We start from the raw sequence: 18,098 nt of genomic DNA on the forward strand, positions 1-18,098 counted from the left end.
TATGATCAAGAGCTCTTTTTTCGCTTGAAAAGATTTAAGATTCCACGTTTTAAGACTGCAAAAAAACCTAAAGATCGAAGCATCTTTTCAGGAGAGATATATTTCTGGATTGTCCGTAACAGTTCTTTATTTCGTTTGCCGGCAGAAAAAGAAAAGTGTCCAGATTCATAGGTAAATATGGCAAAACGGTTGATCCACCGATTAAAATATACGGAGGCTGCAATATAATCGATTTGATTCCAAGGGATTTGTATAAAATCCTCCACTTTACGATCATTGTAGTACTCAAATGCCTGATCACCAATCATAATTTTCCCGGTACTGGTTAAACCTAGATAAGAAGTCCCTTTTACTGTGAGATCCACTTTTGTATTCATCGATTGAACCATACAAATCCTCCTTTAAAAAAGGAACCTGTATGTCCACAGGTTCCGATGATCGATCTTACATAATGTTCAATAAAACACCAACGATACCTACGATAAACAATCCGATAATGATAACAATTGGCGAAACATTCTTCTTGAGTAACCAGCAAATAAATAAAGTCAAACATACCGCAAGAAGACCCGGAATCAAAGAATCCAAGTTTGCCTGTAAGGAAGTGCTCGTTGTGTCATAAAGGAACATTCCGCTATCGTATTGTTGTAAAATGGATTTCAAGGCTTCCCCTGTTCCGTCAAACTTACTAAAATCGATAATGTTTACAGCATCATTTTCAACGGTAGATACAATCGGTGTCAAACTGATGCTCACCCAACGCTGGACCAAAGCACCGATGATGAACATCCCTAAGATGCTGGCACCTTGAGTGATTTTTCCTAGTAAACCGCCAGAAAGGTCGTTTGTAATAGAAGTTCCCACTTTATATCCAAATTCTTGTGTGTACCACATAAACGCATAACGGATCACATTCCACAACACAAAGAACAAAATAGGTCCCAAGATATTTCCGCTCATCGCAAACGAAGCACCTAAAGCTCCTAAGATTGGACGCATCGTAAACCAGAATGCAGGGTCACCGACACCAGCCAAAGGCCCCATCATACCAACCTTAACACCTTGAATTGCGACATCATCGATCTGGGCTCCGTTAGCACGTTCCTCTTCCATAGCAAGAGTAACACCCATAACGGGAGAAGAAACATAAGGATGTGTATTATAGAACTCCATATGACGTTTTAATGCGGCGATTTGATCCTCTTTATTCGAATAAAGCTTTTTAATAGCCGGAATGATGGAATAGCACCAGCCTCCATTCTGCATACGTTCATAGTTCCAAGATCCTTGAAGGAACTGATGACGCCAACAAACTTTCATACGATCTTTTTTAGATAATGTGATTTTTTCAGCCATATTCTTTCCTCCTTTAGATCCTAATAATCATTTAAGATATCTCCTAATGGGTCTCCAGTATTGGATGAACCGCCAGAAGAAGATCCTCCGCTTTCTTTTAAAGTCAGATAGATCAAAGCCAAGGCTACCCCAATGACACCAAGTCCAATCAAAGTTAATTCATTGATACAAGCCAGCACAAAACCTAAAGCGAAGAATGGCCAAGTTTCTTTTGTTGCCATCATATTGATAACCATGGCATAACCAACGGCAGCAACCATACCGCCACCTACGGTCATACCATCTGACAACCACGCAGGCATGGCCTGCAAAGCAGTCGTAACAGCACTGGAAGGAACAAAACATAAAATAGCTGCCGGGATCGCAATACGAAGTCCTTGCATGGCAATCGCGATGTATTGCCAAATTTCAATCGTTTTAAAGCTTCCCTTTTCCGCTCCTCCATCCATGATATGAACGATAGGGATTGCCAAAGTACGGCAGATCATCGTTAAGAACAAACCAGCTACAGACAAGGGAACAGCAACTGCGATAGAAGTAGAAATCACGCTGTCAACCGCGGTTGATCCATCTAGACCTAATACCATGATGATTGCAGATGCAACTGACGCTAAAGCAGCATCCGGTGCAACGGCAGCACCAACGTTGGCCCAACCTAAAGCCATTAACTGTAAACTGCCTGCCAGCATGACACCTTCCGTTAAATGACCGCTGACCAAACCAATCAATGTACACGCAACCAGTGGCTGATGGAATTGGAATTCATCCAAAACACCTTCCATACCAGCTAAAAAGGCTACGATCACAATCAATAATACTGTAATAAAACTCATAGTGATCCTCCAAACCCTATTACTCAAGCTCTGCTTCGGCTTTCTTAATGATAGAATCCATATCTTCTGGACTGTCTGCCGGAACTTTACGAACATCAAATTCTACACCAAGATCTTTCAAGTCTTTGATGGTCTGAACATCGTCTTTATCAAAAGCCAACGCTTTTGTAACAGCCACTTTTCCTTGTGAATGAGCCATGGAACCAATGTTCAACTTTTTGATCTCTACCCCACCTTGAATCGCTCGTAAAGCATCTTGTGGTGTTTCAAACAACAGTAAAGCTTTTGTTGCCCCAAAACGCGGGTCTTTATCCACGGCGATCATCTTGTCGATAGGAACGACGTGCGCTTTAACGCCTGGAGGTGCCGCCTGAATGATCATATTTTTTCTCAAATCATCATGAGCAACACTGTCAGAAACGACAATGATACGATCTGGCGAAGTAGATTTCGTCCAAGTCGTAGCCACTTGTCCATGTAACAAGCGGGTATCCACACGAGCAAGAACATATTTAATATGGCCATCTCCTAGAACAGTTCCTTCAGGAATTGCCTGCTGTGGAGCTGAATTTTCTTGAGCCGACGTTTCTGATTCTTTCTGCGGTTCAAGATCTTCTGGCAATGAACGTACCCCTTCACGAGCCGTAGTAACAATATGAGTTGCAATCGCGTGAGCCGTATCCATACTCATTCGAGACGCATAAGCTTCAATCAACATCGGCAAATTCAGACCGGTTACGATTGCCCATTTGTCATGCCCTTCTTTTAAGGCACTGGCTTGATTGAAAGGAGTTCCTCCCCAAAGGTCAACCAGGAATAAGACTTCTTCCTGATCCGTGAAAGAAGCGATGGCTTCTTCCATTTTGCTGCGAATGTCTTCAGGTCCTTCGCTAGGCTTCAATATGCATGGTTTGACATTGGCTTGTTCACCAAAGATCATAGAACCAGAATGATAGATGCCTTCGGCAAAGTCTCCGTGACTCGCAAGAATAATTCCTACCATATATACCTCCTAAACTAATGTGCGGGCTTATCAAGTATAAAGTTCTTCATAAGCTTACTTATACATGGTTACACCTAACTTTATTAAATCACATACCCGTTGAAATTCAATGCTTTTCACAATAAATTCACATAATATTACATAATGTGAAAATGACAAAATAAAAGCGGAATTTTATTCCGCTAACGACTCTGATTAATGGATTTCATGATTTGGCGAATCTGTGCTTCGCTCGGTTTACGTCCCATCTGAAGGAACATGGCCCGAATCATTTTCTCATTGATTGGTGGATTTTCCTTTAATTCTTTTTCAAATTTTTTCTTAGTGAAGTAAAATCCCAAGCCTCCACCGATAGCAACGCCAATCAACGTGTAAATTATTGAAGTTAACCATTCCATAAAAAATCATCCTCACTGTTATCACTATTAGATATATTACTATTTTTTTATTCTTTTGACAACCGTTTGAAAATCCGATTTGTTTGAAAGAAATCCGATCCCTCGACCAGCAAGACAGAAGAAAAGATCAACAATCCTCCGACGATCATCACAAAAGATTTTTGTTCATGTAAAAGCAAAAAACCAAAAACATTCGCAAAAAGAGACTCGGTGCACAACAGTACGCTGGCACTGGCGGCATCTGTATATTTTTGTGCAAATGTCTGAAGTTGAAAAGCCAGCCATGTGGCCACTAAGATCATATAAAGGCAACTGAAGATCGCCTGCAATGAAATATGAGCCGGCCAAGTTTCCAACAAGAAACACCCCGGTATTGAAAGAAGAGCGGCTACGCTCATCTGGATCGCATTGATCACCGTCACATCCTGATCTTTTGAAGAATATTCCAAAGACAAAATATGGCATGCGAAAAACAATGCACAGATCAAAGACAATAAATCGCCAAAAGACAAGAAGATCGATCCTTGCGATAAAGACAAACAACCAATCCCGCACAAACAAACCACGCTCGCCAAAACTTGAATACGCAGCGGTCGTCTGCGAAATACGATCCAGGCTATATAAGGCACCAAGACAACATTAACAGCCGTCAAAAAAGCATTCTGTCCCGTATTCGTCAAATCCAAGCCAAATGTTTGAAACGCAAAAGCTAGGTATAAAAAGACACCGGATATTGCACCTTTTTTTAAAGCGTCGCGATTGATAGAACATCCTTTGACTTTGACAACACACCAACTTACGATGCCGGCTCCCAGAAAACGTATCCATAAGACAGTAAATGGATCAAAGGTAGAAAGGGCGGCATCGGTTGCGATGAATCCTCCGCCCCAAATTGCTGCAACGAGCAAGCACACGAAATTAGCTTTGTTTTTCGTCATGGCCTACCTCAAATAAAGTCAGCTGCTGCGTTTCCTTTTCATGGATCCAGTCGCCATCTATGATCGTTTCAATGCCCTTAGAAATTACAAAGTTTTCAATCTGACCATAAGGCGAAGAGAAAGTAGATTCTGGACTCATCAAAGGTACCGAAGCAGGAAGAACCGAAATTCTTTCGCTAGCCTCGACCATAACAGGAACCTGAATATCCTCTAACGGCTGGATATACTGCACTTGACTTGGGTTGGATTTTACCAACTTACAGATTCGGTTTCCTTTGGCCGGACGTCTAAATTCTGGAATCTGGGCAAGCTTTAAACGTTTCATCTGTCCTTTTTGTGTGATAAACAAGACTTGTCCGTGTTCTTTACTTAAGACACATACAGAACAAATGGAATCTTTGGCCTCCAGATTCATAGCTTTAACACCCTTAGAACGCAAGGAAATCACCGGAACCTGATCCGCTGCATAAGAGAGCGCAAACCCATTGGTCGATGCCAGCAAGATCTTATCATCTTGATGGAAAGACGGGAGCGCCGCAATCATTTCGTCGGCTTCTCCGATCTTCATGCAGCAAATTGTTTTATTAGCCCGCGAAACCTTTAATTCCTGAAAGGCAGTTCGTTTGATCATTCCATAACGAGAAGCATAGATCATATCTACATTCTTATCAAAATCATCAACGATCAATGCCTGGATGATCTTCTCGTTCGAATCAATCTTTAAATAATTGTTTAAATGTTTTCCAAGATCCTTCCATTTTGCTTCTTCTATGGAGTAAACCGGTAAATATCCATATGTTCCCCGACTCGTAAAGAATAGAAGTGTAGTGCGTGTGCTGCATTGTCCGGAGAATAAAATAGGATCTCCTTCTTTATGCCCGCTCATGCTTTCTCCAGATGCATTATAAGAACGCAGGCTCACTCTTTTTACATAGCCGTCCCGACTCATCGTGACCATCACTTGTTCGTCTGCGATCATGGCCATAGGATCGATCACCAGTTCTTCGATTTCATCTTGGATCACCGATCGACGCGGTGACTGGAAAATCGTGTTCACTTCTTTTAACTCTTTGATCAAAAGAGAATGCAACTTTTTGCGGCTGGTAAGAATCCCCTCCAATAAGTGAATTTCTTTCTGTAAAGAATCATATTCATCCCTAAGTTCCTGGATGTCGGTATGCGTCAATCGATATAATCGCATCGTTACGATTGCCTCGGCTTGAGCTTCTGAAAAAAAGAATCGTTCGATTAAATGATTCTTCGCGTCTTGTTTGTCTTTAGAAGAACGAATCAAGGCAATGATTTCATCCATCACCGATACAGCTTTGATCAACCCTTCTAAGATATGAGCACGTGCACTTTTCGCATTTAAATCAAATCGACTGCGACGTAAAACGACCTCTTCCCTATGATTGATAAAAGAATCCAGTGCCATCGCTAAAGACATCTGTACTGGCGCCTTGTTTACGATTGCGATCATATTGTAATTATAAGAAATCTGTAAATCAGTATTCTTATATAAATAGTTTAGAATAGACTCATCGTTTGCCTCTTTCTTAAGATCCACAACGATACGCAAGCCATTTCGATCACTCTCATCACGAACGTCGAGAATTCCATCGACTCCTTTATTCAATCGGATATCATCGATCTTTTTGACCAATTGACTCTTGATCACTTCATAAGGAATCTCCGTAACAACGAGCTGTTTGATCGTTCGCGTTTCTTCCACATGGACTTTGGAACGAATCAAGATCTTTCCTCTTCCCGAGGAAAAAGCTTCTTTGATGCCCTGGATCCCCATAACAATACCGCCGGTCGGAAAATCCGGACCCTTCACAAACTGCATCAAATCCTCTAAGGAACAGTTTGGATTTTCAATGCGGTAGATGGCTGCCTGAATCACTTCATTCAGATTATGCGGCGGAATATTGGTCGCATAACCGGCTGCAATCCCGGAAATCCCATGAGTCAGTAAATTAGGGTATCGGGCCGGCAGAACCGTAGGCTCCATTTTTTCATCGGAGAAATTGGGAGCCCATTGCACTGTATCCTTTTGTATATCTTGTAATAAAAAATCGCTGATTTTAGAAAGCCTGGCTTCGGTATAACGCATGGCCGCTGCCGGATCGTCATCAATCGATCCATTGTTTCCTTGCATATCCACCAAAGGATGCGTGATCTTCCAAGGTTGAGACAAACGAACCATAGCATCATAAACCGAACTATCTCCATGCGGATGATAGTTCCCAATGACATTACCAACGGTTTTTGCACTTTTTCGATACGGTTTCTGAAATGTGTTACCATCTTCATACATTGCGTATAAGATCCTGCGCTGTACTGGTTTAAGACCGTCACGCGCATCCGGCAAAGCGCGCTCTTGAATGATGTATTTTGAATATCGCGCAAAACGATCCGCCATGATATCTTCTAACGAATTTTTTAAAATTTGTTCTTGATGAGCGTTGTTATTCTTTTTCATGGCGCACCTCCTTTGCATAATCATCTTCTAAGGTAAAGACGACATTATCCTCAATCCAGTTCCGACGAAGTTCGGCTTTATCACCCATCAGTTCATGCACACGGCGTTCAGCCATGACTGCATTTTCAATCGTCACACAAAGCAAGGTTCTGGTCTGTGGATTCATTGTCGTATCCCATAACTGCGATGCGTTCATTTCCCCAAGACCCTTATAACGAGTGATCGTATACCCTTTTTTGAGTTCCTGTTTTTTCTCTTCCAGCTCTTCATCGGTATACAGATAATACTCCTCTTTTCCTTTTGCGATGCGGTATAAAGGCGGCAAGGCGATATATAACATTTCATGATCGATCAGATCGCGCATATATCGGTAAAAGAATGTCAATAAAAGATTTTGTATATGCGCACCATCATCATCCGCATCGGTCATGATGATCACTTTGTAATAATTAGAATCCTCGGCATTAAAGTCTTTGCCGACACCAGCACCTAAAGCGTGGATGATCGTATTCAATTCTTCGTTTTTTTCAATGTTTTCTAAACTTGCTTTTTCGGTGTTCAAAACCTTCCCACGCAACGGCAAGATCGCCTGATATTTTGAATCTCGTCCTTGTTTGGCACTGCCCCCGGCAGAATCCCCTTCGACCAGATACAATTCTTTACGGCGTGCATCTTTACTTTGAGCACTGGCGAGTTTGCCCGACAACACTCTTTCTGATTTTTTATTCCCTTTTCCTTTTCTGGCATCTTCGCGGGCTTTTCGAGCAGCCATACGAGCACTGGCGGCTTTTAACATCTTACGAACCAGTGTATTGGCAATCTCTTTATTTTCTTCTAAAAAATATCGTAGATTTTCGCTTACAATCGATTCTGTAGCCGCTTTAGCTTCCGGCGTTCCTAACTTTTCCTTCGTCTGTCCTTCAAACTGAAGAAGATTTTCAGGTACAGTCAGGTTGATCACCAGGGTCAATCCTTCGCGAATATCGTTTCCTTCAAATCCTTTATCTTTTTCTTTTAAAAAGCCATTCTTTCTCGCATATTCGTTGAAGACTTTGGTAAATGCCTGCTTGGCCCCCGTTTCATGACTTCCTCCGTCACGTGTTCGCACCATATTGGTGAAACTAAAGACATTTTCTTGGTAATCATCTGTATATTGAAAACATCCACGAATTCGAATTCCATTAGACAAGCCTTCAAAGCTGACAGGCTCGTGCATCGGAACATGATCTTGATCAATTTCTTGAATAAACGCCTGCAGTCCATTTTCATATTGATAAGAAGTTTCTCTTTTCTTATTCCTTAGATCGGTAACGACCATTTCCAGTCCTTCAAGCAAGAACGCATCTTCTTGTGCTCTTTCACAGATTTTTGAATAAGAAAAATGATTTTGTTTAAATATGTTTGGATTCGGCAAAAATTGTACAGTACTTCCTGTGCGATTGGTCTTACCGACTTTTTCGAGTTTACCGACTTTTTTACCGCCGTCTTCAAATAAAAGACTCCATACATCTTTTCCATCATGTACCGTCACTCTACACCAGCTACTCAACGCATTCACAACGCTGGCACCGACACCATGCAACCCTCCGGCACTTTGATAACCGCCAGAACTTGTAAATTTACCGCCGGCATGAAGGACCGTAAAAATAACTTCAAGCGTGCTGACGCCGGATTTATGTTTTCCCACCGGCATACCGCGGCCATGATCTTCAACAGTGACACTATTATCTTTATTCAAAGTAATTTGGATCTTATTTCCATAACCGTTCAACGCTTCATCGATCGCATTATCGACGATCTCCCAAACCAGATGATGGAGTCCTCGAGTATCCGTTGAACCGATATACATGCCTGGACGCTTTCGTACTGCTTCCAAGCCTTCCAAAATCACTATACTGTTTTCATCATAAGAACTTTTAGGCATCTGATCATCCTTTCAACAACCATTGATTATAAGGGAAAAATCAGTATTTTTCAAAAACATTCTTCAAATGATGAAGCCCTGGATTTTCATTTGGAACAAAAACTGATAAAATAAGGAAGAAATGAAAAGGTGATGGATCATGAGTTTTCTAATTTTAGTGATTTGTATCGTAATGGGATATCTTTTAGGTTCAATTCCTTTTGCCCTGGTCATCGGAAAAGTATTTTATAAAACCGATGTCAGACAATATGGTTCGGGGAATCTGGGTGGAACCAATGCCGGAAGAGTCTTGGGGCGAAATGCCGGGATTGCCGTCATTGCCTGTGATATCTTAAAAGTAGTCCTGGCCATGGGACTAGCCAGCTTACAAAGCGAGACTTGCAGTATATGGTGCGGGGTCGCTTGTTGTTTGGGACATTGTTATCCGGTCTTTGCGCATTTTAAAGGCGGAAAAGCTGTCAGCACAATGTTTGGTTTTTTGGTTTCTCTATGGATATTTACTTTCCATGATATCAGCTATGCACTCGTTCCTTTAGGAATGTTTCTCGTGATGTTGTATCTGTTTAAATATGTCTCTTTGGCAAGTATCGCCAGCTCGATTGCCAGCTGTATGTATATCACGGCACGGATCCTATCGCTTGATTTGAATCATTTAATGATTATTTTAGCCAGCTGGCTGATGATGATCCTCGTTGTCTATCGCCATCGTTCCAACATTCATAAGATCATGAATGCCACTGAAAATAAAATTTCCTGGATGTAACAAAACCGTAAGAACACCTCTTTAAAATAATGATGAAAGAGGTGTTTTTTTTATGTCTGATAACTATTTGTATTACGATTATGCGACAAGTTCTGTCTGTAAAGTTAAAGAAGCAAGTCACGAATATGTTCCCGATTCCAGTATGCATCACTTTTTGGACCATCTTTGTATTCTTCATGGTTCTACATTGGAAGGACGACGCGATGCGTTTCGCGCATTAATGAAAAAATCGCGATTTATTCCTATCGTAGTCAACCAAAATCCTCACGAAATCTATTTTCCCATCAAATCTTTAAAAGATCCGACCAATAAATGGATCTGTTATGAAAATATAGAAACAGTGATCGATCATAAAAAAACATGTACGATCGTGTTTAAAGACCATACATGTTTAGAATGTGAATATCCGCAACGAATCAAAGAAAATATTCGCGCGATTCGAAGATATATCAAAACTTTAAATCTCTAATTGTGGCAGTCTCCATCGCAATGCGAACAGCCGCCCGAACAGCTGTGTTCACTTTGTGCTTTCTCATAACGCAACGTATTTACACCTAAGGCCTCTACACAAACCAAGGCATCGTTTTCTAAACGATCCGCTTGAATAAATGTGCAAGATGGAAACGGTGGTTCAATAAATTTAGAGAAAACATTCAAAAACTCTGATTTATCATCCAAATTTCTTAAGTAGACAGTATATTTAACCAGATGATGCATTTTTAAACCAAAAGGCTCGATTGCATCCATTAAGGTATTGCAGCAAGATACAGTTTGTTCAGTGATCGTATTTCCTTTTCCAATCTGCCCGCTGACATAGACAAAATCACCTAAACTTACCGCTTTAGAAACACAAGATCCTTCCTCTTGGATTCCGCTTGAATTCAAAAAAATATTCATAAAATCGATCTCCTATTCTTCTTCTGGTTCTTCTAAAGTGTTTTTCACAAGAATCGCTCTCGGTTTTGATCCATTGGCAGGTCCAATAATTCCCTGCTCTTCCAATGCATCGATCAGACGAGCAGCGCGAGAATATCCCACCGAAAATTTTCTTTGGATCAAAGAAGTGCTGGCTCTGCGTGACTGGATCACAAAGTTCTTCACTTGATCATAAAGCGGATCTAGACATTCCCCTGCAACTTCATTGCCCTGACCTTGTAAATCTTTCAGTTGAATGAACGCATCGTCATAATGTGGACACGCCTGGGATTTAACATATTGAGCAATTCGATTCACTTCTTCATCATGGACAAATACCCCTTGAATTCGTTTCGGCGTACTTTCTCCGTTTGGAAGATATAACATATCTCCATAGCCCAGCAAGCGTTCGGCTCCTGCTTGGTCCAAAATCGTCCTTGAATCCGTAGCCGAGCTGACCGCAAAGGCAATACGCGAAGGTATATTCGCTTTGATCACACCGGTAATAACATCCACGCTTGGACGCTGGGTTGCAACGATCAGATGAATACCGGCTGCTCTGGCCAATTGCGTGATTCTTTGTATACTGGATTCGACCTCTTTCGCGGCAACCAACATCAGATCCGCTAATTCATCAATGATGATCACAATTCGCGGTAAAGGTTTGAGACTTTCACCAGGATGATTGAGTACTTGTTCATTATAGGATTGAATGTTGCGAACACCTAACCGGCCAAACAGATCGTATCGATGTTCCATGATATTCACGATGACTTTCAAAGCTTTGTTTGCCAGATCCCCATCCGTGATGACAGGGGCCAGCAAATGAGGCACATCATTGTATGGTGTAAACTCGACCTTTTTAGGATCGATCAAAACCAGTTTGACTTCATCCGGACGCGTACGCATCAAAAAGGAAGAGATGATCGAATTGACACATACCGATTTACCAGAACCGGTTGCTCCGGCAATCAGAAGATGCGGCATCTTATCCAATTCTCCATAGACAGAATTTCCCATCAGATCTTTCCCTAAGCAAAATAGAAGTTTCTTTTCACTCATAGATTTGGGAATATTACATAACAATTCCTTGATCTGCACTTCGGTTTTTTCAACATTTGGAATCTCGATCCCAACTGCATTTTTGCCGGGAATAGGTGCTTCAATACGGATATCTTTGGCCGCAAGAGCCATCTTGATATCATACTGTAGATTACTAATCTTATTCACGCGAACGCCCGTCTCAGGACGAACTTCAAATTTAGTGACACTTGGTCCGATGTGAACTTGGATCAATGTCGCTTCGACTCCAAATTCATGAAGGATAGAGATCAGTTTCTGTCCTTGCACCTTAGCCGTTTGCGAGTTTACATTGTTCTTGCGAGAACGTTTGGCAACTTCATTGAGAATCGTTAGGCGCGGCAACCGATAATTCGCATAGGCTTCTTCTTCATTCGCAATATACTCGGCAGGTTCCATTCGCGGTTCTGCTGGAATATCCACAACTTCTTCTTTTTCCTCGTTTTCAATTGTATGATAGGCAGGTTCCAAAACTTCCGGTTCTGGTTCTGGCATGATCACTTCCGGTTCCACATCGATGAATAAGGATGATCGGTCGATTGCATCCGATTGAGATTGTTTATACGTCTTGCGCTTTGGAGAAGCGGAAGGTTGTTTTGTTTTTGGTTTTGGTTTCGATCTCTGTTCGCGGATCGCTTGAACGATAAAATCATAACAAAACAAGAAAACTGCGATCACAAACAAAAAAGCCAAGATCACATAACATCCGGTGGAATCAAATAAACTATGGAAAATCCCGGTCAACAAAGCCCCGAGCAAGCCACAGGAAGTGGTATTGATCCCGCGTATATAGGCAAACAGATCCCCGAAAATAGACTGAAGAGCACTCCAACTCTGCCCTTGCGTCAATTCATGTAATCCCTGCAACAACAACCAGCCAATCATTGCCAATAAAACAGCAATCCCGTAACGGCTGTTGATCTTTCTAAAATCAAAATGAAAGAGATCAAGCACGCAGAAAAGGGCCGCCATCAGCAAAAACAGAATCGTAAGATTTCCAATAAAGACCGAAATCAAATGGAAAATAATATCGCCTACGATTCCAAACTGAAACAACGCTATGATACTCAAGGCAACACAACAAAGGAGAAGACACACGCGGACAAGATTTGTATCATTCCTGGCTGCCTGTGTCTTAGACTTTGTATTTCTTCTTGTTGATTTTGAGCGGGTGTTTGATTTTCTTTTTGATTTGGCTGCTGCCATTTCACCAACTCCTTTTATTGATTAATTTCTAAAATAACCGGCAAGACCATCGGTCTTTTTGCGGTCTGTTTGAATAAATACTTAGAAATTTTATCACGAATCTCATTTCGTGTTTGCATATTTTCATACGTTTTATTCTTTACAGCTTCCTGAATGGTCTCTTCCATGATCTTTGCGACATCAGTCGTGATGTACTCAGCATCTTTGACATAGATCAAGCCGCGCGTTTGCACATCAGGACCATTGATGATCTTTTTGGTCTTGGCATCTAGACCGATGGCCAAAATCATCACACCGTCTGTCGATAAAATCTCGCGATCTTTCAAAACGACACCGGCCATATCCCAATTTTCTTTTCCATCGATCATCACATCATGTAATTCTAATTCCATAGAACAAGAACGCAATTTCTGATTTTCGAATGTCGCAACTTGGCCATTATCCAACAAAATGATCTGAGAAGGACTATAGCCCATTTCCATCGCAATTTGCGAATTCATATAGAGATGACGATATTCTCCTTTGACCGGGATATAATACTTAGGCTTAGTCAAAAAGATCATCATCTTTAAATCTTCTTTCGATGGATGCATGCTTAGAACATTCTTATCCAAAACAATGATCTGGCCTTCTTCTTTATAGATGTCGTTTTCCATGGATTTAAAGACTTTTTCAACCCCTGGGATCACTGGTGAAGCGATCACGACCACATCATTTTGATCAAAGTCAATATCTTCCACTTCATCATTGGCAATGTTCGATAACGTCTTAAACAAAGATTTTCCCTGCCCGCTGATGATCACGACCACATCGGTTTTCTGTGTTTTGATCATGGAAGGATCCAAGATCAGCTCATGCGGAATAGAGAATCCCATCTCTTCCAGGTGTCCGATCAGTTCTCGCAGTTCCTTTGTATAAAAAATCATGGGACGTCGATACCGAATGCAGGCGTCGATGATCTCCTGGATCCGGTAAACACTTTGTGTATACACGCTGATAAATACGCGATTGTGCTCATTTTGTTCCAAGACGCGGGCAAACCGATCTTCCACACGATGATTGGGCGAAGTATGTCCGGTTCTTTCTGCTCCTTTACTTTCTTGTAAAAGAACGAGCACTCCTTCGTTCCCCAGTTTTGTACAAGTGGTAAAATCACCGCGGTAGCTGTCATGAAGATCATCATAATCTTCAATAAACTCACCGGAATAGACAATATACCCTTGCATCGAAGAGATCGCCACACCAAAGGTTCCTGGATAAGCGTGTGTCACTGGGAAGAAAACGACCTTGTGATTCCCGATTTTACGACTGTCATGTCTTTTGATCGTATAAACTTTCGCACCCGTAATTCTTTCTTTGCGGAAAGCTTTATGGATGGCTTTGCTGGCAAGGGGTGAAGTGTAAATATTCGCTTTGATATTTTTCATCAAATAAGGCAGAGCTCCCATCACATCATCATGACCATGTGTGATAAAGATCCCGGCAATGCGATCTTTATTCTCAATTAAATAAGAAAAGTCTTGAACAATGAATTCAATTCCTAAGGACTCTTTCTCGTCCGGGAATTTGATCCCCGCTTCAATGATGTAAATGTCTTGGTCCACTTCAACGACCAACATGTTTTTTCCGTCTTCGTCCAATCCGCCTAACGCAAAGATCCGAATTGTTTCTTTGAGGTTTTGTTTTTTGTTGTTTGTTTTCATATTTCCTCGTTTCTTAGACTATTATATCATATGGCTTCCCCATCGAGAGAGAATGTTTTTCCCTTTGTGATACGAACTTGCACGAAAGTTCCCGGCTCAATATTGTGACCCGTAAAATTGACTAGTTTATTTGTATCCGTATAACCGGAATAAACGTGTTTATCCTTTTTACTGAACCCATCTACCAGCACGGTTACGATTCTTCCTTCATAGGCTTTATTTTTTTCAAGCGCATACTGATTCCATATTTTATTTAAACGTGCCAGACGTTTTGACTTTGTATCCATATCGATAGGGTCTTCCATTTTGCTGGCAGGGGTTCCAGGACGAGCCGAAAAGATAAATGTATAACAGTTATCAAATTGACACTCTTCAACTAAAGAGATCGTATTTTCAAACTGCTCATCACTTTCATCCGGAAAGCCTACGATGATATCAGTACTGATGGCAACATTAGGAATGCGTTCTTTGATCTTATAAAAGAGTTCCAGATAAGATTCTCTTGTATAGCGTCTTCCCATTCTTCGCAAGATCTCAGAGTCGCCAGACTGCAATGGCAAATGCACAAACGGCATTACATTATCATATTGCGCAATCACATCAATCATATCATCTGTAAAATCCCATGGATGGGATGTTGTAAAACGAATTCGAGGGATCTCGGTTTTTGCACAAGCTTCTAACAAATCCGCAAAATTTAAATGTGGATCAATATCCTTTCCATAGGCATTTACGTTCTGTCCCAGTAAAGTGATCTCCTTGTATCCTTGTTCTTTAAGTTCCTGGACTTCATCAAGGATCTCCTGCATTTGACGAGAACGTTGTTTGCCACGTGTATAAGGGACGATGCAATAGGTACAGAACTTATCACAGCCGTACATGATATTGACCCAAGCTTTTGTTTTTCCAAAGCGATGAACCGGTAAATTCTCATAAACTTCTCCTTCTTTGGAGTAGATTTTCACGACGCGTTTACCTTCGTGCATGACTTCATACAACATTGTAGGAAGATCTTGAATGTTATGGGTCCCAAAGATCAGACGCACTTGAGGATATTTGGATAAAAGATTCTCCACAAATCCCTCTTCCTGGGACATGCAGCCGCAAACACCAATCACTAGATCTTCATTTTCTCGATATAATCGTTTAAAATTTCCAATCTCTCCTAGAACTTTCTCCGTTGCATTCTGACGAATTGCACAAGTGTTGATCAAAATTACATCAACATGTTCAGGAGACTCGCTTTTTGTAAATCCGAGGGCATCTAAAATCCCTGCCATCGTCTCGCTGTCTCGTTCATTGGCTTGACAGCCATATGTAGAAATATAATACGTTTTATTTTGACCCATCCATTTTGCTTCTTCCGGGATCACAAAATGATCGATCCTTGGTACGGGACTATTTGTTCGTTTTCTCGCTTCATTCAAATCAGGCAAGATCCAATCCGGTCTTAGTTTCATGATAACCTCCTATGATATTGAAAGTATTCCATCTTATTCAAAAAAAAAGCCAAGCACTCGGCCTGGCCTTACCTATCGATAATTACTGAGAAATAGCTCCTACTGGGCAAGTTCCTACGCAAGAACCGCAGTCGATGCAAGTTCCTTCGTCACAAGTAGACTTTCCTTCATCATCCATAGAAAGTGCCCCAACAGGACATCCACCAACGCAAGCAGCGCATCCGATGCAAGCATCTTTATCAATAGTTACAGCCATATTTATGCTCCTCCTTATTTAACTTTATTTATAGTATAGACGTTAAATTTAGGGGATTCAAGCCAAAGTAGTAAGTGAACACTTACTGTAAATAAAATGGAAGACGGACGTTAATAACGTCCGTCGATCTTTGTCTTATTTTGCCAGCTCTTGAGCTCGGACTTCGCGAATCACATTGACTTTGATCTGACCTGGATAAGTCAATTCTTCTTCAATTTGTTCACGAATCTGACGTGCCAATTTCACACAAGTTTGGTCATTGACGGATTCTGGATTGACCATGACACGAATCTCGCGGCCTGCCTGGATCGCATAGGCACTTTGTACCCCTTCATAAGATGTTGCGATCTTTTCAAGGTTTTCCAGACGATCAATATATGCTTGTGCACTTTCTTTTCTGGCACCTGGTCTGGCAGCGCTGATCGTATCGGCTGCAATAACCAAATGACTCGTTAAGAACTTAGGTTCTGCATCCCCATGATGAGAAAGGATGGCATTAAGGACGATCTCTTTTTCACCGTGTTTTTTACAGAACTTGTATCCCAGTTCAACATGGGATCCGTCTTGCTGTTCGATATTCAGGGCTTTCCCGATATCGTGTAAAAGTCCGGCACGTTTTGCCATCTGTTGATTCAGACCTAGCTCAGCAGCCATGGCACCCGCTAAATAAGCAACTTCCATAGAATGCTGCAAAGCATTTTGTCCATAAGAATAGCGATATTTCAATGTACCGATCAATTTAACGATTTCACGATCGATCTTGCCAATTCCTAATTTAAAGATGGCATCTTCCCCAGCTTTAACAATTTCCTGGTTGATCTCTGTCTGATATTTCTTAACAACTTCTTCGATACGGCCAGGTTGGATCCTTCCGTCACGAATCAAGTGTTCGAGAGCTAAACGAGCTACTTCTCGACGAATCGGATTAAAGCAAGTAATCGTGATCAAATCTGGTGTATCATCGATATTCAACTCCACACCAGTAGCTTGTTCAAAAGAACGTATGTTTCGACCTTCACGACCGATAATGCGTCCTTTCATCTCTTCTCCAGGAATGCTGACAACACTCACAGTGCGTTCCTGTGTTTCCTGTTGCGACATTCTTTCAATCGCTAAAGCAATGATATTCTGGGCTTTTTCTTTAGCAGTAGCTTTAGCTTCTTCTTCTTTGTCCTTGATATATGCGATTGTCTCATGCTCCATCTTCTTTTCTACAACGGAGAACAATTCTGACTTCGCATCCTGCTGCGACATCTTCGCAACACCTTCCAGAATAACGATCTGTTGATCAATTTGATCCTGAAGTTTTTTCTCTTTAGTCTCTAAGGATGATAGTTTATCAGTAACTTTTTGCATTTTTTCGGTAATCTGACGCTCTTTTTGATTTAAAGCTTCATCACGAAAATTCAAATTATCTTCTCGACGAAGTAATTTGTTCTCAAGATTTTGGATTTCTTGACGTCTTTCCTTGATGTCTTTTTCGGCTTCGATCTTTAAATCATGAGCCTGTGTCTTACCGTCTAAAACCGCCTGTTTCAATTTTGCTTGCGCTTCTGATTCGGCGTCTTTTAAAATTCTTTCTGCTTCTTGCTGATTTTTATTGAATCCGGCTTTGTTGTAAACGACCATACCGCCGCCACCAATAGCCAGTCCTATGATCCCTGAGATAAGAGCAGTAATTGGATCCATACTCATACCTCCTAATCTTAGTTTTTTCAAACAAAAACTATTAGTATTATACATGATAGATTTCTTAAAGTCTATTGTTAAATAGAGTT

The 18,098-nt window shown here is 41.2% G+C and carries 16 protein-coding genes; 2 read left to right on the forward strand and 14 right to left on the reverse strand.

Going from position 1 to position 18,098, the window contains the following annotated elements:
- Positions 1-5: 5 nt before the first annotated feature.
- The 8 genes from Q0J48_RS00895 to parE all read right to left on the reverse strand — a co-directional run bounded on the left by Q0J48_RS00895 (position 6) and on the right by parE (position 8,937).
- Positions 6-389, reverse strand: coding sequence for a DUF956 family protein (locus Q0J48_RS00895; RefSeq protein WP_296240755.1), 384 nt, complete (start codon positions 387-389; stop codon positions 6-8).
- A gap of 55 nt (positions 390-444) precedes the next feature.
- Positions 445-1,356: a PTS system mannose/fructose/sorbose family transporter subunit IID gene (locus tag Q0J48_RS00900; RefSeq protein ID WP_296240757.1), complete on the reverse strand. Its 912-nt coding sequence runs from the start codon at positions 1,354-1,356 to the stop codon at positions 445-447.
- 20 nt (positions 1,357-1,376) lie between these two features.
- Positions 1,377-2,189 (reverse strand): PTS mannose/fructose/sorbose transporter subunit IIC, encoded by an 813-nt coding sequence (locus Q0J48_RS00905; RefSeq protein WP_296240758.1) that lies wholly within the window; start codon positions 2,187-2,189, stop codon positions 1,377-1,379.
- Positions 2,190-2,208: 19 nt separating this feature from the next.
- Positions 2,209-3,192 (reverse strand): PTS sugar transporter subunit IIB, encoded by a 984-nt coding sequence (locus Q0J48_RS00910; protein WP_296240759.1) that lies wholly within the window; start codon positions 3,190-3,192, stop codon positions 2,209-2,211.
- 182 nt (positions 3,193-3,374) lie between these two features.
- Positions 3,375-3,590, reverse strand: coding sequence for a YneF family protein (locus tag Q0J48_RS00915; protein ID WP_296240760.1), 216 nt, complete (start codon positions 3,588-3,590; stop codon positions 3,375-3,377).
- Between the two features lie 47 nt (positions 3,591-3,637).
- Positions 3,638-4,528, reverse strand: a complete 891-nt coding sequence (locus Q0J48_RS00920) for a DMT family transporter (RefSeq protein WP_296240762.1) — start codon at positions 4,526-4,528, stop codon at positions 3,638-3,640.
- Positions 4,509-7,013 (reverse strand): DNA topoisomerase IV subunit A, encoded by a 2,505-nt coding sequence (gene parC / locus Q0J48_RS00925; protein ID WP_296240765.1) that lies wholly within the window; start codon positions 7,011-7,013, stop codon positions 4,509-4,511. Before parC ends, Q0J48_RS00920 begins: the two co-directional genes overlap by 20 nt.
- Positions 7,000-8,937 (reverse strand): DNA topoisomerase IV subunit B, encoded by a 1,938-nt coding sequence (parE, locus tag Q0J48_RS00930; RefSeq protein ID WP_296240766.1) that lies wholly within the window; start codon positions 8,935-8,937, stop codon positions 7,000-7,002. Before parE ends, parC begins: the two co-directional genes overlap by 14 nt.
- Before the next feature lie 139 nt (positions 8,938-9,076).
- Here parE and plsY point away from each other — a divergent pair, with 139 nt between their 5' ends.
- Both plsY and Q0J48_RS00940 read left to right on the forward strand, forming a co-directional pair.
- The gene (gene plsY, locus Q0J48_RS00935) at positions 9,077-9,700 is read left to right on the forward strand and encodes a glycerol-3-phosphate 1-O-acyltransferase PlsY (protein ID WP_296240768.1); all 624 of its coding nucleotides are present in this window, start codon (positions 9,077-9,079) and stop codon (positions 9,698-9,700) included.
- Positions 9,701-9,752: 52 nt separating this feature from the next.
- Entirely contained in the window at positions 9,753-10,169 is a 417-nt protein-coding gene (locus tag Q0J48_RS00940) for a competence protein ComK (RefSeq protein WP_296240769.1), read from the forward strand.
- Here the strand turns inward: Q0J48_RS00940 and Q0J48_RS00945 are convergent.
- The 6 genes from Q0J48_RS00945 to rny all read right to left on the reverse strand — a co-directional run bounded on the left by Q0J48_RS00945 (position 10,166) and on the right by rny (position 18,009).
- The gene (locus tag Q0J48_RS00945) at positions 10,166-10,597 is read right to left on the reverse strand and encodes a RidA family protein (protein WP_296240771.1); all 432 of its coding nucleotides are present in this window, start codon (positions 10,595-10,597) and stop codon (positions 10,166-10,168) included. The two genes, Q0J48_RS00940 and Q0J48_RS00945, sit on opposite strands and share 4 nt — an antisense overlap.
- A gap of 12 nt (positions 10,598-10,609) precedes the next feature.
- Complete coding sequence (locus Q0J48_RS00950; protein ID WP_296240773.1) at positions 10,610-12,901, reverse strand: DNA translocase FtsK; 2,292 nt, start codon at positions 12,899-12,901, stop codon at positions 10,610-10,612.
- 14 nt (positions 12,902-12,915) lie between these two features.
- Positions 12,916-14,604, reverse strand: a complete 1,689-nt coding sequence (locus tag Q0J48_RS00955; protein ID WP_296240774.1) for a ribonuclease J — start codon at positions 14,602-14,604, stop codon at positions 12,916-12,918.
- Between the two features lie 26 nt (positions 14,605-14,630).
- Entirely contained in the window at positions 14,631-16,064 is a 1,434-nt protein-coding gene (gene miaB / locus Q0J48_RS00960) for a tRNA (N6-isopentenyl adenosine(37)-C2)-methylthiotransferase MiaB (RefSeq protein WP_296240775.1), read from the reverse strand.
- Positions 16,065-16,146: 82 nt separating this feature from the next.
- Positions 16,147-16,320, reverse strand: a complete 174-nt coding sequence (locus tag Q0J48_RS00965; protein ID WP_183374552.1) for a 4Fe-4S binding protein — start codon at positions 16,318-16,320, stop codon at positions 16,147-16,149.
- Between the two features lie 135 nt (positions 16,321-16,455).
- Positions 16,456-18,009, reverse strand: a complete 1,554-nt coding sequence (rny, locus tag Q0J48_RS00970; protein WP_296240777.1) for a ribonuclease Y — start codon at positions 18,007-18,009, stop codon at positions 16,456-16,458.
- Between the last annotated feature and the right edge of the window lie 89 nt (positions 18,010-18,098).

It is taken from the genome of uncultured Faecalicoccus sp., from assembly GCF_944325745.1.
Lineage (GTDB): Bacteria > Bacillota_I > Bacilli_A > Erysipelotrichales > Erysipelotrichaceae > Faecalicoccus.

Coding starts and splice junctions, on each gene's coding strand:
- Q0J48_RS00895 (WP_296240755.1), bottom strand. CDS start 389: ATGGTTCAATCGATGAATACAAAAGTGGATCTCACAGTAAAAGGGACT.
- Q0J48_RS00900 (WP_296240757.1), bottom strand. CDS start 1,356: ATGGCTGAAAAAATCACATTATCTAAAAAAGATCGTATGAAAGTTTGT.
- Q0J48_RS00905 (WP_296240758.1), bottom strand. CDS start 2,189: ATGAGTTTTATTACAGTATTATTGATTGTGATCGTAGCCTTTTTAGCT.
- Q0J48_RS00910 (WP_296240759.1), bottom strand. CDS start 3,192: ATGGTAGGAATTATTCTTGCGAGTCACGGAGACTTTGCCGAAGGCATC.
- Q0J48_RS00915 (WP_296240760.1), bottom strand. CDS start 3,590: ATGGAATGGTTAACTTCAATAATTTACACGTTGATTGGCGTTGCTATC.
- Q0J48_RS00920 (WP_296240762.1), bottom strand. CDS start 4,528: ATGACGAAAAACAAAGCTAATTTCGTGTGCTTGCTCGTTGCAGCAATT.
- parC (WP_296240765.1), bottom strand. CDS start 7,013: ATGAAAAAGAATAACAACGCTCATCAAGAACAAATTTTAAAAAATTCG.
- parE (WP_296240766.1), bottom strand. CDS start 8,937: ATGCCTAAAAGTTCTTATGATGAAAACAGTATAGTGATTTTGGAAGGC.
- plsY (WP_296240768.1), top strand. CDS start 9,077: ATGAGTTTTCTAATTTTAGTGATTTGTATCGTAATGGGATATCTTTTA.
- Q0J48_RS00940 (WP_296240769.1), top strand. CDS start 9,753: ATGTCTGATAACTATTTGTATTACGATTATGCGACAAGTTCTGTCTGT.
- Q0J48_RS00945 (WP_296240771.1), bottom strand. CDS start 10,597: ATGAATATTTTTTTGAATTCAAGCGGAATCCAAGAGGAAGGATCTTGT.
- Q0J48_RS00950 (WP_296240773.1), bottom strand. CDS start 12,901: ATGGCAGCAGCCAAATCAAAAAGAAAATCAAACACCCGCTCAAAATCA.
- Q0J48_RS00955 (WP_296240774.1), bottom strand. CDS start 14,604: ATGAAAACAAACAACAAAAAACAAAACCTCAAAGAAACAATTCGGATC.
- miaB (WP_296240775.1), bottom strand. CDS start 16,064: ATGAAACTAAGACCGGATTGGATCTTGCCTGATTTGAATGAAGCGAGA.
- Q0J48_RS00965 (WP_183374552.1), bottom strand. CDS start 16,320: ATGGCTGTAACTATTGATAAAGATGCTTGCATCGGATGCGCTGCTTGC.
- rny (WP_296240777.1), bottom strand. CDS start 18,009: ATGGATCCAATTACTGCTCTTATCTCAGGGATCATAGGACTGGCTATT.